The sequence below is a fragment of the Streptomyces sp. NBC_01591 genome, assembly GCF_035918155.1.
In the GTDB taxonomy this organism is placed as follows: domain Bacteria; phylum Actinomycetota; class Actinomycetes; order Streptomycetales; family Streptomycetaceae; genus Streptomyces.
In genome coordinates this window covers 6,462,000-6,477,171 of the sequence record NZ_CP109327.1, presented here as the reverse complement: position 1 = coordinate 6,477,171, position 15,172 = coordinate 6,462,000, and the positions used below count along the sequence as shown (strand labels likewise).

Here is a 15,172-nt window from a genome sequence, read left to right as displayed (position 1 = left end):
ACCGCTCCTCGCCCGAACCTGTGTACGTGGGTTTGTCTCTTACGCAGGTCTAAGACTGCCATGCTCACGCCGCGCGGCCTGCATCGGCATCGTCTTCGGGCTTCCCAGCGCCTCCACCGTCCGCCGCGCACTCGGGCCGACGAGCGCCTCCCATTCCTGCGGGGCGTCGGCCAGCCACCCGGTGACCAGGGCGGCGAATCCGGGCACGTCGCGGGCGAGCTCGACCAGCCGGCGGTCGAATCGGACCGCACCCTCGGGGGTCCGGACCAGCAGCGTCCCGGTGCGGTGGACCAGGGCGCGGGTACGGGCGGGGGCGCGCCCGCCGGAGCCGGTCGCGGCGGCCCGCAGCAGCGCGTCGAGCACGGCCGGATCCCGGTGGGCGTCCTGCTCGAAATCCAGCAGGACCTCCAGCAGCTGTTCCCTCAGCGGCCCGGAGTCGGGACTCCCCGGCGCGGCGAGCACCGCGGCGAGCGCGCCGCGTACCGGCGGCGGCACGGGACGGCCCCGCAGCAGCCCGGTCACCAGGGGCAGCAGCAGGGCGCGGGCGGCGGGGCCGCGCTCCAGCCTCCGGTCGATGTACGAGGCCGCGTGCCCGGTGTCGTCCGGGTGGCTGTCGATGTAGGCGCGCACGAGCCCGGCGGTGTGCAGGGCCAGCTCGGGGGCGTCGACCCCGGCCAGCGAGCACAGCACCTCGCCCGCCCCGTCGTCGGGCCGGGTGAGCCGCTCCCGGAACGCGGCGAGCACCGGCTCCGGGTGGGAGGGCAGCGCGACGGCGAGCGCCTCCGCGGACGGCGCGGACTCCCCCGCGACGAAGGCCCGGAGCGCCTGCGGAAGGTAGCGGTCCCTGGTCCCCGGATCCTGTACGAGGAGGGTGAGCGCGGGCCCGTGCAGGGCGGCGTCCGCCGGGCGGGCCAGCAGGGCGAGGGCCGTTCCGTGCAGCAGCGCGCGGTCGGCGTCGAGGGTGGTGTGGGGAGCGGTGACCAGGGCGTACGAGGCGGCGGCGGTGTGGCGGGCGCGCCGGTCCTCGTCGTGGGCCCAGCGGTGGACGGCCCGGCACAGCGCGGAGGGCTCGTCCTCGGCCAGCGCGGTGAGCAGCTCCTCGGCCCTGGGGTGGGGGGTCGAGACGAGTGCGTCGGTCAGATCGTCGACGGCGAGGTCCCGGCGGGCGTAGAGGAGCGCCTGGGCGGCGGCTGCCACGGTCGGCCGCATCGCGCCACCGTCCCCGGCGGGGAGCGGGCGCTCGTCGGTGAACCAGCCGGAGAGCAGTGGCTGCACGGTCCGGGGCCGGTCGACGAGCCGACGCGCGACGGCATCCAGGAACCGCTCGCCGCCGTCGCCGCCGGGGTACGTGCCGCAGGAGCGGTCGCCGTCGGCGCGGGGCTCGCCGCGGGACGGGTCGTCGGCGGGGACGAGACGCCGGAACAGGTCGATCCGGTCCGCCTCGGTCAGCCTGAGCCGCCGCCAGAACCACGGCCCGAATGCGGCGTACGTACCCGGGCCGCCCGGCCCGCCCGCGGCCGCCCGGCGTACGACCCGGCCGGCCAGGAGCCGCAGCACGCCGAGGTACGGACGGGCGTCGGGCACGCGGAGCAGGGTCTCCGAAAGCAGGCGAACCGCCCACCAACGGACCTCGTGGCGCGGTGTGCCGTGTGCGGCGTCGAGAGCTGCGGCGTCGGCCGCCGTCCCCGGCTCGGAACCCGCCCCCGCCTCCGCCGAGAGCCGGTCCAACGCCTCGATGAGATCGGCCAGCTGGTGGGACAGCGCGGCGGGGCCCTGGCGGCGGCCCAGGAGCAGCAGGGCCTGGATCACCGGGCCGATGCGATGGCGCGGCACGGGCAGGGTGCGCGGCCCGGTCGCCGCCTCCGTCACCGCTTCCGGCAGGGGCGCACGGCCGGGCTCCGCTCTCGGCTCCGTGGGCACCACCACCGCCGCACCGCGCCGCGTAAGCGGCCCCCTCGGCCGCGGAACCCGGCCTTCGGCGGCCGGCGCCCCCGCCCCCGGCTCCTCGTTCCGCTCCTCGCGCGCGTGCCACCGGTGGACCAGCGCGTACAGCGCCGCGTCCACGTCCAGGTGGGCGCCCTGCACCCAGTCCCCCAGCTCCTCGTGGGCGAAGCGGTAACCGGCGCCCGCCGGGACGAGCAGGCCCTCGGTGAGGACGGCCGAAGCCCAGCCCGTGCGCCAGGGGAAGACCTCCTCGAACGCCGCCCGGCCCAGCTCCCCCTGCCCGGGGCCCAGACAGCGCCGCGCCACCTCGTGGACCTGCCCCGCCACCCGTGCGGCCAGCCTGCGGACCGCGCCGCCCCCCGGCGCCGGGCCGGACCCGGCCGCGATACGGACCGCGATGCGCAGACACATCAGGTCCAGGTGGGCCCGGAACACCTCCTCGGTGTCGGGCTGCCCGGCGACGTCCTCCGGCAGTGCGGCGCGCACCTCCGCGAGAAGGCGCAGGGTGAGCGGATGCCGGTCGTGGCCGGGGGCGAGCGCTTCGGGCGGGATGGCGTACCGCTCCTTGGCCTGTTCGGCCTGGTCTGCGGTGAGGTCGCCCAGGCGGACCGCCGGTGGCAGCCGTCTGGCCGGCCTGGCGGGGCGGTGCAGCGCACCGGGCGGGCAGAGCGCTCCGGCCGTCTCCCAGTACTCGGGCCCGCAGGCGACCACGAGCCGGGCCCCGTTCTCCCGCAGCCATTCGACGGTGGCGGCGGTCCACCGGGCCGGCTCGTGGGCCAGCGCGGGAGGCATCTCCTCGGGGCCGTCCAGCAGGACGAGCAGCGGGCTCCCGGACTCCTCGGCCAGCCGGGTCACCCGCTCGGGGGTGGCCGTCGCCATGTCGCCCCTGGCTCCGGCGGCGGTGACGATCCGTCCGGCCCGGCGCAGCGTACGGGCGACGGCATCGGCGACCGAGGTGTCGTCGGCCAGCAGATCGGCGCCCCGCAGCCAGAGGGTGGGTGCGGGAACCGGTCCGCGCGCCCGGCGTGCGGTGAGCGCGGAAAGTTCGGTGGTGCGGCCGGTGCCCGGCGCTCCGACGAGGCCGAGGACGACGGCAGGGCCGTCCGGCGCGGACGAGGGCCGGTCCGGGCCCGCGAAGGCGGCGAACTCCGCGATGACGTCCGGGCGTTCGACCGGATCGGGCCGGGCGACCGGTCCGTCCGCCGAGCCGAGCGAGGTCGCGGTGAGGTGCAGGGTGCCGGCGAGATTCAGGTCGCGTCCGTATCCGGGGACGCTCGTCGCGTTGCGTCGCAGCAGAGCGTCGAGCGGCCCGCCGCTGCCTGATGCCCGGAGCGGCACGGCGAACCCGGCGCCCGGATGCCCGGCGCGCAGCGCGCTGCCCAGCACGGCGATGACCGCGCCGCTCTCCGGGTCGAGGACGGGCCCGCCCACGGCCGCGCCGCCGAGCCGCAGTGCGTCCCTGCCGTCCGTGCCGAGCGCCAGCTCCAGCGCCGCGCCGATCCGGTGGGAGCGGCCGTTCGCGGTGTACGTCACGGGGGCGGTGCCGAGGACCCGGGCCTCGCGCCAGCCGTGCGCGGCGATCGTCACATACGTACCGGCGCCGATCCGGTCCCGCAGGGTGATCGGGACCGGCTCCACGCCCAGCTCACCCGGGCCCGCGGTGTGCAGCAGGGCGAGGTCCAGCTCGGGCAGCGCGGTGATGTCCTCGGCCTCGACGGTGCGGCTGCGGCCGCCCGTTCCGTGCAGGACGAACCGGGTGGGTCCGTCGACGGCTTCGTGGCTGGTCAGTACCGTGCCGCGGTCGTCCGCGACGAATCCGGTCCCGCGCGGCCGACCGGCCGAATCGCAGATACGTACCAGCGCTGCCCGGTCCCCGCTTCCCATGGTCCGACGTTAGGTCCGATGATCAGCGCATGGGCCACTCGGAGTAAAAGCGCCCCCGAATGCACCCCTGATTCACTCCGAGCGCCTGCCCGTTGGGGTGAATTGATGGCGTCCGGTGGACAGAACATGGTGGGGGATCGTGGAGCGGGTGCAGGGAATGCCCCGCCCGCTCCACGATGGGGTCCCGAGCCCCGGTCCGCCCGTCAGGCGAAGACGGCGAGGCTCTTGGCCTTGCCCTTCTGCTCCTCGACGAGGACCAGGAACCGCCCGTCGGGCCCGAAGACGCCGACCGGTCCCGGCGGGAAGGCCGGCATGTCCAGCCGTACGCCGTTCAGCAACAGCTTGGCGCGCTTCTCGTCCACGTCCCAGCGGGGGAAGGCCGAGGCGGCGGCCTCGGCCACCGGCATCACGGTCAGCTCCTGCTGGTGCTGGTCGAGCGTCCGTGCCGCGTCCAGGCCGTAGGGCCCGACCCGGGTGCGCCGCAGCGCGGTCAGATGCCCGCCGACGCCGAGCCCGGCGCCGAGGTCCCGGGCGATCGCGCGGATATACGTACCCGAGGAACAGACGACCGAGACGACCAGGTCGACGACCGGTGTGCCGTCCTCGGCGACCTCCGGGCGGACGTCGTAGACGTTGAAGGACGAGATCGTCACCGGCCGGGCCGGGATCTCGAACTCCTCGCCGCCGCGCACCCGCGCGTAGGACCGCTTGCCGTCGATCTTGATGGCGCTGACCTTGGACGGCACCTGCATGATCGGTCCGGTCAGGGCCGCGACCCCGGCGTCGATGCCGTCACGGGTCACACCGGACGCGTCGGTGGACGAGGTGATCTCGCCCTCCGCGTCGTCCGTGATGGTGTTCTGGCCGAGCCGGATCGTGCCGAGGTACTCCTTCTCGGTCAGTGCGAGATGGCCCAGCAGCTTGGTGGCCTTCTCGACACCGAGCACGAGAACACCCGTCGCCATCGGGTCCAGGGTGCCGGCGTGGCCGACCCGGCGGGTCCGTGCGATGCCGCGCATCTTGGCGACGACGTCGTGCGAAGTGAAGCCGGACGGCTTGTCGACGATGACAAGGCCGTCCGGCGTTTTCTGCGGTGTCATTCGGAGGCGGTGTCCTCGTCGTTCTCGTCGTCCGCCTTGCGGTACGGGTCGGCACCACCGGCGTACGTGGCGCCCGAGGACGCCTCGCGCACCCGTGCGTCCGAGGCGCGCGCCCGGTCGAGGAGGTCCTCGATGGCCTTGGCGTTGCCCGGCAGGGCGTCCGCCACGAAGGCCAGCGTGGGGGTGAACTTCGTCCCCGCCGCCGCTCCGACCGCCGACCGCAGGATTCCCTTGGCGCTCTCCAGACCGGCCGCGGCGCTCGCCCGCTCCTCGTCGTCGCCGTAGACCGTGTAGAAGACCGTGGCCTCCCGCAGGTCACCGGTGACCCGGGTGTCCGTGATCGTCACGTGCGTACCCAGACGCGGGTCCTTGATACCGCGCTGCAGTTTCTCGGCGACCACCTCCTGGATGAGGTCCGCCAGCTTCTTCGCCCGCGCGTTGTCGGCCACTGGTCCGTCTCCTTCTTCGCCTTGCTCAATCGTCTTCGTCGCTGTGTACCCGCCGTCGTACGGACAGCAGCTCCACTTCCGGGTGTGCGGCCACCAGCCGCTCGCACCGGTCCAGAACATCTGTGAGGTGTCCGGTGTCACCGGAGACCACGGCAAGGCCGATCTCGGCCCTGCGATGGAGATCCTGACCGCCCGTCTCCGCCGCGCTCACCGCGTATTTGCGCTGGAGCTCGGCGACGATCGGACGGACGACGGAGCGCTTCTCCTTCAACGACCGTACGTCGCCGAGAAGCAGATCGAAGGACAGTGTCCCCACATACATGTATGTCCGGATGTCCCGCCGGTTCGGGTTCGTGCCCCGCCAGTGCTTGGCAGGGACACCAGAACCGTACACGGAACGGCCGGGGCCGATCGACGGAAATACGACCCGTCGACCGGCCCCGACTGTTGAAGAGAGGCCCGGGGGCTTCCCCCCGGAATTCCCCGTGGATCAGCCTCGCGGCTTCTCGCGCATCTCGTACGTCGCGATGACGTCGTCGATCTTGATGTCGTTGAAGTTTCCGAGGTTGATACCGCCCTCGAAGCCTTCGCGGATCTCGGTGACGTCGTCCTTGAAGCGGCGCAGACCGGAGATGTTGAGGTTCTCCGCGATGACCTTGCCATCGCGCAGCAGGCGCGCCTTGGTGTTGCGCTTGACCTCGCCGGAGCGGACCAGCACACCGGCGATGTTGCCCAGCTTGGACGAGCGGAAGATCTCGCGGATCTCCGCCGTACCGAGCTCGACCTCTTCGTACTCCGGCTTGAGCATGCCCTTGAGGGCCGCCTCGATCTCCTCGATGGCCTGGTAGATCACCGAGTAGTAGCGGACGTCGACGCCCTCGCGCTCCGCCATCTGCTGGGCACGCCCGGCAGCGCGGACGTTGAAGCCGATGACGATGGCGTCGGATCCGGTCGCCAGGTCGATGTCCGACTCGGTGACCGCACCCACACCGCGGTGCAGGACCCGGATGTCGACCTCGTCGCCGACGTCGAGCTGGAGCAGCGAGGACTCGAGAGCCTCCACCGAACCGGACGCGTCGCCCTTGATGATGAGGTTGAGCTCCTGGACCAGACCGGCCTTGAGCGCCTCGTCCAGGTTCTCCAGGGAGAACCGGACACCCTTGCGGGCGAAGTTGGCGTTGCGCTCACGGGCGGCACGCTTCTCGGCGATCTGACGGGCCGTACGGTCCTCGTCGACCACCAGGAAGTTGTCGCCGGCACCCGGGACGTTGGTGAGACCGAGCACGAGGACGGGGGTCGACGGACCCGCTTCCTCGACGTTGTTGCCGTTGTCGTCGAGCATCGCCCGGACACGGCCGTACGCGTCGCCGACCACCATCGTGTCGCCGATGCGCAGCGTTCCGCGCTGGACGAGGACGGTCGAGACGGCACCGCGGCCGCGGTCGAGGTGGGACTCGATCGCAATACCCTGCGCGTCCTGCTCCGGGTTGGCCCGCAGGTCGAGCGAGGCGTCGGCGGTGAGGACGACGGCCTCCAGCAGTGCCTCGATGTTGAGGCCCTGCTTGGCGGAGATGTCGACAAACATCGTGTCGCCGCCGTACTCCTCGGCCACCAGACCGAACTCGGTGAGCTGACCGCGCACCTTGGTCGGGTCGGCGCCCTCGACGTCGATCTTGTTGACCGCGACCACGATCGGCACCTCGGCCGCCTTGGCGTGGTTCAGCGCCTCGATCGTCTGGGGCATCACACCGTCGTTCGCCGCCACCACGAGAATCGCGATGTCGGTGGACTTCGCACCACGGGCACGCATGGCGGTGAACGCCTCGTGACCCGGGGTGTCGATGAAGGTGATCCGGCGGTCCTCGCCGTTGACCTCGGAGGAGACCTGGTAGGCACCGATGTGCTGCGTGATGCCGCCGGCCTCGCCCGCGACGACGTTCGTCTTGCGGATCGCGTCCAGCAGTCGGGTCTTACCGTGGTCGACGTGACCCATGACGGTCACGACCGGCGGACGGGAGACCAGGGCCTCTTCGCCGCCCTCGTCCTCACCGAACTCGATGTCGAAGGACTCGAGCAGCTCGCGGTCCTCCTCCTCGGGGCTGACGATCTCGAGGACGTAGTTCATCTCGTCCGCGAGCAGCCTGAGGGTGTCGTCGGAGACGGACTGCGTCGCCGTGACCATCTCGCCGAGGTTCATCATCACGGCGACGAGCGACGCCGGGTTGGCGTTGATCTTCTCCGCGAAGTCGGTGAGGGAGGCACCGCGCGACAGACGGACGGACTGTCCGTTGCCGCGAGGCAGCATGACGCCGCCCACCGACGGGGCCTGCATGGCCTCGTACTCCTGGCGCCTCTGCCGCTTCGACTTGCGACCACGACGCGCGGGACCGCCGGGACGGCCGAACGCACCCTGTGTGCCACCACGGCCACCGGGGCCGCCGGGACGTCCACCGAAGCCGGGACGACCGCCGAAGCCGCCGCCACCGCCGGGACGACCCGCACCGCCACCGCCGCCACCGGGACGACCGGCGAAACCGCCGCCACCGCCACCGGGACCGGCCGGACGGCCTGCGAAGCCACCGCCGCCGGGACGGCCCGCGCCGCCACCGCCGGGACGACCGCCGCCACCGGGACCACGGCCACCGCCGGGGCCACCACCGGGACGCGGGCCCGCAGCGGGACGCTGCGGCATCATGCCCGGGTTCGGACGGTTACCACCGGGGGCACCGCCCGGACGGGGAGCCTGCGGACGGGGCATGCCGCCCGGAGTCGGACGGGCGCCGCCCTGACCCTGGGGACGCGGGGCGCCACCGGGGCCGCCCTGCGGACGCGGGGCGCCCGGACGGTCCTGGCCGCCACCGGGACGCGGGGCGCCGCCGGGACGGGGTGTCTGCGGACGGGCCATGCCCGTCGAGCCACCGGAGGTGAAGGGGTTGTTGCCCGGACGGGGACCGGCCGGACGTGCGCCGCCGGGGCGCGGGGCACCCTGGCCTGCGGGACGTGCGGGGCGGTCGCCGCCGCGCTCGCCACCACGGCCGCCGTCGCGCTGGCCACCATCGCGCTGACCGCCGGCCGGGGCCGGACGGGCGGGACGGGGCCCCGGGGTGGCACCCGCGGGACGCGGGGCCTGCTGCTGCGGGGCAGCCTGCTGGGCCGGAGCCGGAGCCGAGAACTCGGCGGCGGGCACCGGGGTCACCGGAGCGGGCTTGGGCGCGGGCTTCGGGCCCGGACGCGGGCCTGCAGACGGCGCGGAAGGCGCTGCGGGGGTGCTGCTCGCCGGAGCGGCGGGGGCCGGCTTGGGGGCCGGGGCGCCGGGCTTCGGGGCAGCAGGACGTGCCGCAGCGGCCGGGGAGGGCGCTGCGGGCTTTGCGGGCGTCGCCTTGCGGGGCGCGCCAGGCTTGGCAGCGGACTTGCCGGCGTTGCCGCCGGGCCCCTGCAGTGCGTCAGTCAACTTGCGTACAACCGGCGCCTCGATCGTCGAGGACGCCGAACGGACGAATTCACCGAGTTCTTGGAGCTTGGCCATGACGACCTTGCTCTCGACGCCGAACTCCTTGGCGAGTTCGTATACCCGGACCTTAGCCACTTCGCTCCTTTTAGGTCCGGGTTACCGCCGGACCGTCGCTACTTCATGGGCGTACTCATCGCGTACTCATCGAGTGCTCATCGCAATCTCGACCTACTTCCAACTCGCGAGGTACCTGACCGCACGGGGTCCCGTGCCGTTCATTTCTTACGGTGTCACCCGCTCGACGAACCGCTGCACTGCGGCGGGGTCGAACGGCCCCTTGGCCTTGAAGGCCCGGGGGAAGGCCCGGCGGCGAACCGCCAGGTCCAGACAGACGGAGGCGGGGTGTACATAAGCACCCCGGCCGGGCAGCGTACCGCGAGGATCGGGGACACAAACGTCCTCGTCCACGACGATGCGCAGCAGCTCGCTCTTGGCCGCCCGCTCCCGGCATCCCACACAGGTTCGCTCAGGGCAAGCGCGGGCGTGCGTCCGGCCAGACACGGCTAAGTCTACCTCCCCGCACCGACCTCACCCCTTTGGGGCAAAAATCGAACGGATGTTGTCGTGATCTCAGCGGCATGCCGCTGAGAAATATTCCCGGCAGCCCCCCGCGGGGCACCGGATCAGCGCCCCGCAGGGCACCGGATCAGCGGCGTTCGGACCGCTCGCGGGCCCGCTCCGCCCGCTCCCGGTCCGCGACGTCGCGCTCGGCGTCGGTCTCGGTGTCCGGACGGATGTCGATGCGCCAGCCGGTGAGGCGGGCCGCCAGGCGGGCATTCTGCCCCTCCTTGCCGATCGCCAGCGACAGCTGGTAGTCCGGCACGGTGACCCGGGCGGACCGGGCGCCGAGGTCGACGACCTCGACCTGACTCACCCGAGCGGGCGACAGCGCGTTGGCGACCATCTCGGCCGGGTCGTCCGACCAGTCCACGATGTCGATCTTCTCGCCGTGCAGCTCGGCCATGACATTGCGCACCCGGCCGCCCATCGGGCCGATGCAGGCGCCCTTGGCGTTCAGCCCGGAGCGGGTCGAACGGACCGCGATCTTGGTGCGGTGACCGGCCTCGCGGGCGATCGCGCAGATCTCGACGGAACCGTCCGCGATCTCCGGCACCTCCAGCGCGAAGAGCTTCTTCACGAGGTTGGGATGGGTCCGCGACAGCGTCACGGACGGACCGCGCACACCCTTGGCGACCCGTACGACGTATGTGCGCAGCCGCAGGCCGTGGGTGTACTCCTCGCCCGGCACCTGCTCCTGCACCGGCAGGATCGCTTCCAGCTTGCCGATGTCGACCAGGACGTTCTTCGGGTCCTTGCCCTGCTGGACGACGCCGGTGACGACATCGCCCTCGTGGCCCGCGTACTCACCGAACGTCTTGTCGTCCTCGGCGTCGCGCAGCCGCTGCAGGATGACCTGCTTGGCGGTGGTCGCGGCGATCCGGCCGAAACCGGACGGGGTGTCGTCGAACTCCTTGGGCTCCTGGCCCTCTTCGAGGTCGGCCGGGTCCTCCTTCGCCCACACCGTCACATGGCCGCGCTCGTCGAGCTTCACTCGCGCGCGGCGGTGGCTTCCGTCGGTACGGTGGTAGGCGATGAGGAGGGCCGACTCGATCGCCTCGACGAGCACGTCGAAGGGGATCTCCTTGTCCTGTGCCAAGCCCTTCAAGAGCTTCACATCGATGTCCACGGCTACGCCTCCTCTTCCTTCTTGTCCTTCTTGTCCTTGCGGCTGAATTCGATCTCCACGCGCGCCTTGGCGATCTCGTCGAAGGCGACCCGGCGGGACGTGGGCTTGCGGCCCTTGACGCCCGGCACTTCGAGGTCGAGGCCCTCTTCGTCGACGGCGAGGATGCGGGCCACCAGCTCGCCGCCCTCGCGCAGGTGCAGCTTGGCCAGGCGGCCCGTGGCACGTACGTAGTGGCGGTGCTCCGTCAGCGGACGGTCGGCACCGGGGGAACTGACTTCGAGGACGTACTCGTCGTCGCCCATCGCGTCGGTCTCGTCGAGCTTCTCGGAGATCGCGCGGCTCAGCTCGGCGCAGGCGTCCAACTCGACGCCCTCTTCGGAGTCCACGATGATCCGCAGCACGCGGCGGCGGCCGGCCCGGGACACCTCGATCTCTTCGAGATCCAGCTGTTCGGCGCTGACGAGCGGTTCGAGCAGCCCGCGCAGCCTCTCGCTCTGGGTGGTGCTCATCCGGGTGACTCCTCGGCCGCGTGTGCTGTTGTGGGGATCCTCGCGTGTCAGGTCAAAGGGTATCCGGTCCCGGGGGGTGTTGCCGTCCGCCGGCTCCGCGGCCGCGGGTACGCTCGCCTGCGGTGATCACTTCAGGACAGATCCAATCAAGTCAGGTCCAGGCCCGAAGGAGAACAGGTGCGGCGCACGGGGACGACGCGCAGAGGTGTATTCACCGCGACGGGAGCGGTCGCCCTGGGGGCGGTGCTGGCCGGCTGCGGTGACGGGCCCGGGCGCGAGAAGGGCTCCGGCCGGTCCGGGGCGGCGACCGCGGCCGAGCAGGCCTCGGCGACGCGGGCGGAGAAGAAGATCCGGAAGGCCGCCGCGCGTACCTGCCTGGAACTGCTCGGCGGGTACGAGCACGTGATCCGGGCCCATCCGGCGACCGCCGCCGGGCTCTCGCCGCTGCGGGCCGCCGTGCGGGCCCATGCCAAGGCGCTGGCACCGGCCGGCGGGCAGGCGCTCGCCTTCTCGCGCTCGCGTGCGACCGACGCCGAGGCCGCCGTCAGGGAACTGGCCGCGGCCGAGCGCCGTGCCGCGGACTCGCACCTGGCGGCCCTCATGGAGGCCCCGCCGGAGCTGGCCCGGCTGCTGGCGTCGATCGCGGCGGCGGGCGCGGCCCACGCCTATCTGCTGACCGAACTGGCCAAGGAGACCTCGTCATGAGTACCGGGACACAGAAGGCCGCACAGGCGGCCCTGGCCGCCGAACACGCGGCGGTGTACGGGTACGGGGTGGTCGGCGGCCGGGTCGCCGAGGGCCGCCGGTCCGAGGCCACGGCGGCCTACCACGCACACCGGGCCCGGCGCGACGCGCTGGTGCGGACCGTGCGCGGGCTGGGCGGTGAGCCGGTGGCGGCGCAGGCCGCGTACGCTCTGCCGTTCGCGGTGCCGGACCCGGCCGCGGCGGTGCGGCTGGCGGCGGTGCTGGAGGACCGGGTGGCGGGCGTGTACTCCGATCTCGTACGGGCCGCTGAGGGCCCGCTCAGGCGGGAGGCCGCCGACGCGCTGCGGGAGGCCGCGGTGCGTGCGGTCCGCTGGCGGGGCAGCGGCGTACCCTTTCCCGGGCTCGCCGAGCGGACCGCCGACGGCAACGGCGCGAAGGCGGGGACGGCCGTGGAAGCCGGTTCCGGCGCGAACCGCGGGTCCGGTGGGACGAACGGGTCCGGCGCGACGCACTGAAGAAGCTCTGAAAGGGAACAAAGCACGTATGGGTTTCGAACCGCCGCAGCGACTGGTGCGGGCGCTGGGCGAGTCGTACGGGGATGCTGCCGCCGACTGGCTCGCGCGGCTTCCCGCACTGGCCGAGGAAGCGCTGTCCGCCACCGGGCGGAAGCCGACCGTGGAGCGGGTCGCCGCCCCGGGGGGCCGCAGCAGTCTGGTCCTGCTGGTGACGTGTGCCGACGGCACACCGGCCGCGCTGAAGGTCGCGCCGCCCGGGGCCGCACCCGAGCTGGAGCGGGCGGCGCTGGCCCACTGGAACGGCTGGGGCGCGGTACAGCTCATCGACGCCGGCCCCGGCGCACTGCTGCTGGAGCGGCTGCACCCCGAGGTGTCACTGCGCTCGCTGCCGGAGGCGAAGGCGCTGCTGGAGGCGGCGGGGACGGTGCGCCGGCTGTGGGTCGAGCCGCCGGCCGGGCACGATTTCGAGACGGTCGCCGAGCGGACCGGGCGCCGTATCGAGCCGATGCGCGCCGGTGCGGCGGCCGACCCGGGCCTGGAGCCGCTGGTCTCCGCGGCGCTCGCGGCGCGCGAGGAGCTGGTCGCCCACTCCCCCGAACTTCTGCTGCTGCACGGCAACTTCCGCCAGAGCAAGGTGCTGGCCGGCGAGCGGGCGCCGTGGCTGACGGTCGGTCCCGAGCCGCTGGTCGGTGAGCGTGCCTACGATCTGGCGCGCCTGGTGCGCGACCGCTTCGAGGATCTGATCGCCTCGCCCGGCGGTCCGGTGACGGCCCGCCGGCGGATCAAGAAGCTGGCCGATTCGCTGGATGTGGACCGGGAGCGGCTGCACGGCTGGACACTGTTCCGTGCGGTGGAGTCGGGGACCCGGGCGCTGGCGGTCGGACGCCGCCAGGAGGGCGAGCTGACGTTGGAGTTCGCGAGCTGGCTGTGAGGGCCGACAAGCCGCAGGCCCCCGCGCGGTGCGCGGGGGCCTGCGGCTTTCCGCGGTGTCAGGCGGTGAGGCGGGCGATCGCCTCGTCGACGGTGAGCTCCTCGCGCTCGCCCGTGCGGCGGTCCTTGAGCTCCAGGACGCCCTCGGCCGAGCGGCGGCCGGCGACCAGGATCTTCGGGACGCCGATGAGCTCGGAGTCGGTGAACTTGACGCCGGGCGAGACGCCCGCGCGGTCGTCGACCAGGACGCGCAGGCCCGCGGCGTTCAGCTTCTCGGAGACGTCGAGCGCCAGCTCGGTCTGGAGCGCCTTGCCCGCCGCGACGACGTGCACGTCGGCCGGGGCGATCTCGCGGGGCCAGCACAGGCCCTTGTCGTCGGCGGTCTGCTCGGCGAGGGCGGCAACGGCGCGGGAGACGCCGATGCCGTAAGAGCCCATCGTGACGCGGACGGGCTTGCCCTGCTGGCCGAGGACGTCGAGGGAGAAGATGTCGGCGTACTTGCGGCCGAGCTGGAAGATGTGACCGATCTCGATGGCCCGGTCCACCTGGAGGCCGGCGCCGCAGTTGGGGCAGGGGTCGCCCGCCTCGACGACGACGACGTCGAGGTGGTCGTCGACCTCGAAGTCGCGGCCCGCGACGACGTTCTTCGCGTGCTTGCCCTCCTTGTTGGCGCCGGTGATCCAGGCGGTGCCGGCGGCGACGCGCGGGTCGGCGATGTAGCGGACCTTCTCCAGGCCCTGCGGGCCGACGTAGCCGCGTACCAGGTCGGGGCGGTCCTCGAAGTCCTCGGCGGTGACCAGTTCGACGACGGCGGGCGCGAGGTGCTCGCCGAGCTTGCCGAGGTCGACCTCGCGGTCGCCGGGCACGCCCACGGCCACGATCTCGCCGTCGACCTTGACCAGCAGGTTCTTCAGGGTCGCGGAGGCCTCGACGCCCAGGTGCGCGGCGAGCGTCTCGATGGTCGGGGTGTCGGGGGTGTCCAGCTCCTCGACGGGGCCGTGCGCCGAGCCGTCAGCGGGGGCGGCCTTGAAGGTCACGGCCTCGGTGTTGGCGGCGTAGTCGCAGCTGGGGCAGTCGACAAAGGTGTCCTCGCCGGCCGGGGCGGGCGCCAGGAACTCCTCGGAGGCCGAGCCGCCCATCGCGCCGGAGACGGCGGAGACGATGCGGTGGTCGAGGCCGAGCCGCTCGAAGATCCGGATGTAGGCGGCGCGGTGGAGCTGGTACGCCTCGGCGAGACCCTCGTCGGTGGTGTCGAAGGAGTACGAGTCCTTCATCTGGAACTCACGGCCGCGCAGCACGCCGGCGCGGGGACGGGCCTCGTCGCGGTACTTGGTCTGGATCTGGTACAGGATCACGGGCAGGTCCTTGTAGGACGCGCACATGTCCTTGACGACCTGGGTGAAGATCTCCTCGTGGGTGGGGCCGAGGAGGTAGTCGGCACCCTTGCGGTCCTTGAGCCGGAACAGCAGGTCGCCGTACTCGTCGTACCGGCCGCTCGCCTCGTACGCCTCCTTGGGCAGGAGCGCGGGCAGCAGCACTTCCTGGCCGCCGATGGCGTCCATCTCCTCGCGCACGACGCGGGTGATGTTCTCCAGGACCTTCTTGCCGAGCGGCAGCCAGGTCCAGATTCCGGCCGCGGTGCGACGTACGTATCCGGCCCGGACGAGCAGCTTGTGGTTGAGCGTCTCGGCGTCGGCCGGGTCGTCGCGCAGTGTCTTGATCATCAATCGGGACATGCGCTGGACCTGGGCCATGATGAACTCCTGCTCGGAAAGGGTGATGTGCAGGAGGTTAGCCGGGCGGTGCGGGTGGGCGGAAATCCATTGTCCGCGGTGCCAGTGCCGTGACCGGCAATGTTTGCCCGGAAGGAGCGTCGTCCGGTGCGTGCGATCGCAAGGCGGCCGGAAGTCCTTGTAGCGGAGCTACCAGGGCTTTTGA

Annotated in this window: 12 protein-coding genes; 3 read left to right on the top strand and 9 right to left on the bottom strand. The window is 72.7% G+C overall.

What is annotated here, in order from left to right; genetic code table 11:
* Window positions 1-39: 39 nt before the first annotated feature.
* The 8 genes from OG978_RS29960 to rimP all read right to left on the bottom strand — a co-directional run bounded on the left by OG978_RS29960 (window position 40) and on the right by rimP (window position 11,084).
* Window positions 40-3,828, bottom strand: a complete 3,789-nt coding sequence (locus tag OG978_RS29960) for a serine protease (RefSeq protein WP_326768181.1) — start codon at window positions 3,826-3,828, stop codon at window positions 40-42.
* A gap of 203 nt (window positions 3,829-4,031) precedes the next feature.
* Entirely contained in the window at window positions 4,032-4,928 is an 897-nt protein-coding gene (truB, locus tag OG978_RS29955; RefSeq protein WP_326768180.1) for a tRNA pseudouridine(55) synthase TruB, read from the bottom strand.
* Entirely contained in the window at window positions 4,925-5,377 is a 453-nt protein-coding gene (gene rbfA / locus OG978_RS29950) for a 30S ribosome-binding factor RbfA (RefSeq protein WP_124716079.1), read from the bottom strand. The genes truB and rbfA overlap by 4 nt, the downstream gene beginning before the upstream one ends.
* 25 nt (window positions 5,378-5,402) lie before the next feature.
* Window positions 5,403-5,699: a DUF503 domain-containing protein gene (locus OG978_RS29945; protein ID WP_326768179.1), complete on the bottom strand. Its 297-nt coding sequence runs from the start codon at window positions 5,697-5,699 to the stop codon at window positions 5,403-5,405.
* Window positions 5,700-5,867: 168 nt separating this feature from the next.
* Complete coding sequence (infB, locus tag OG978_RS29940) at window positions 5,868-8,963, bottom strand: translation initiation factor IF-2 (protein ID WP_326768178.1); 3,096 nt, start codon at window positions 8,961-8,963, stop codon at window positions 5,868-5,870.
* Between the two features lie 147 nt (window positions 8,964-9,110).
* Window positions 9,111-9,389 (bottom strand): YlxR family protein, encoded by a 279-nt coding sequence (locus OG978_RS29935; RefSeq protein WP_326768177.1) that lies wholly within the window; start codon window positions 9,387-9,389, stop codon window positions 9,111-9,113.
* 145 nt (window positions 9,390-9,534) lie between these two features.
* Complete coding sequence (gene nusA / locus OG978_RS29930; RefSeq protein ID WP_266427444.1) at window positions 9,535-10,575, bottom strand: transcription termination factor NusA; 1,041 nt, start codon at window positions 10,573-10,575, stop codon at window positions 9,535-9,537.
* A 2-nt stretch (window positions 10,576-10,577) separates the two neighbouring features.
* Window positions 10,578-11,084, bottom strand: coding sequence for a ribosome maturation factor RimP (rimP, locus tag OG978_RS29925; RefSeq protein WP_326768176.1), 507 nt, complete (start codon window positions 11,082-11,084; stop codon window positions 10,578-10,580).
* Window positions 11,085-11,261: 177 nt separating this feature from the next.
* Here rimP and OG978_RS29920 point away from each other — a divergent pair, with 177 nt between their 5' ends.
* From OG978_RS29920 to OG978_RS29910, 3 genes are read left to right on the top strand one after another with little or no spacing between them, the layout of a single operon-like run.
* Window positions 11,262-11,789, top strand: a complete 528-nt coding sequence (locus OG978_RS29920; RefSeq protein ID WP_326768175.1) for a hypothetical protein — start codon at window positions 11,262-11,264, stop codon at window positions 11,787-11,789.
* Entirely contained in the window at window positions 11,786-12,304 is a 519-nt protein-coding gene (locus tag OG978_RS29915) for a ferritin-like domain-containing protein (protein WP_326768174.1), read from the top strand. Before OG978_RS29920 ends, OG978_RS29915 begins: the two co-directional genes overlap by 4 nt.
* Window positions 12,305-12,332: 28 nt before the next feature.
* Window positions 12,333-13,235: an aminoglycoside phosphotransferase family protein gene (locus OG978_RS29910; RefSeq protein WP_326768173.1), complete on the top strand. Its 903-nt coding sequence runs from the start codon at window positions 12,333-12,335 to the stop codon at window positions 13,233-13,235.
* A gap of 58 nt (window positions 13,236-13,293) precedes the next feature.
* Here OG978_RS29910 and OG978_RS29905 read toward each other — a convergent pair whose 3' ends face one another.
* The gene (locus OG978_RS29905; RefSeq protein WP_326768172.1) at window positions 13,294-14,988 is read right to left on the bottom strand and encodes a proline--tRNA ligase; all 1,695 of its coding nucleotides are present in this window, start codon (window positions 14,986-14,988) and stop codon (window positions 13,294-13,296) included.
* Window positions 14,989-15,172 lie beyond the last annotated feature (184 nt).

Excerpts from the sequence above, each read along its gene's own strand:
- OG978_RS29960 (WP_326768181.1), bottom strand. The coding sequence starts at position 3,828 with ATGGGAAGCGGGGACCGGGCAGCGCTGGTACGTATCTGCGATTCGGCC.
- truB (WP_326768180.1), bottom strand. The coding sequence starts at position 4,928 with ATGACACCGCAGAAAACGCCGGACGGCCTTGTCATCGTCGACAAGCCG.
- OG978_RS29945 (WP_326768179.1), bottom strand. The coding sequence starts at position 5,699 with ATGTATGTGGGGACACTGTCCTTCGATCTGCTTCTCGGCGACGTACGG.
- rimP (WP_326768176.1), bottom strand. The coding sequence starts at position 11,084 with ATGAGCACCACCCAGAGCGAGAGGCTGCGCGGGCTGCTCGAACCGCTC.
- OG978_RS29915 (WP_326768174.1), top strand. The coding sequence starts at position 11,786 with ATGAGTACCGGGACACAGAAGGCCGCACAGGCGGCCCTGGCCGCCGAA.
- OG978_RS29910 (WP_326768173.1), top strand. The coding sequence starts at position 12,333 with ATGGGTTTCGAACCGCCGCAGCGACTGGTGCGGGCGCTGGGCGAGTCG.
- OG978_RS29905 (WP_326768172.1), bottom strand. The coding sequence starts at position 14,988 with ATGGCCCAGGTCCAGCGCATGTCCCGATTGATGATCAAGACACTGCGC.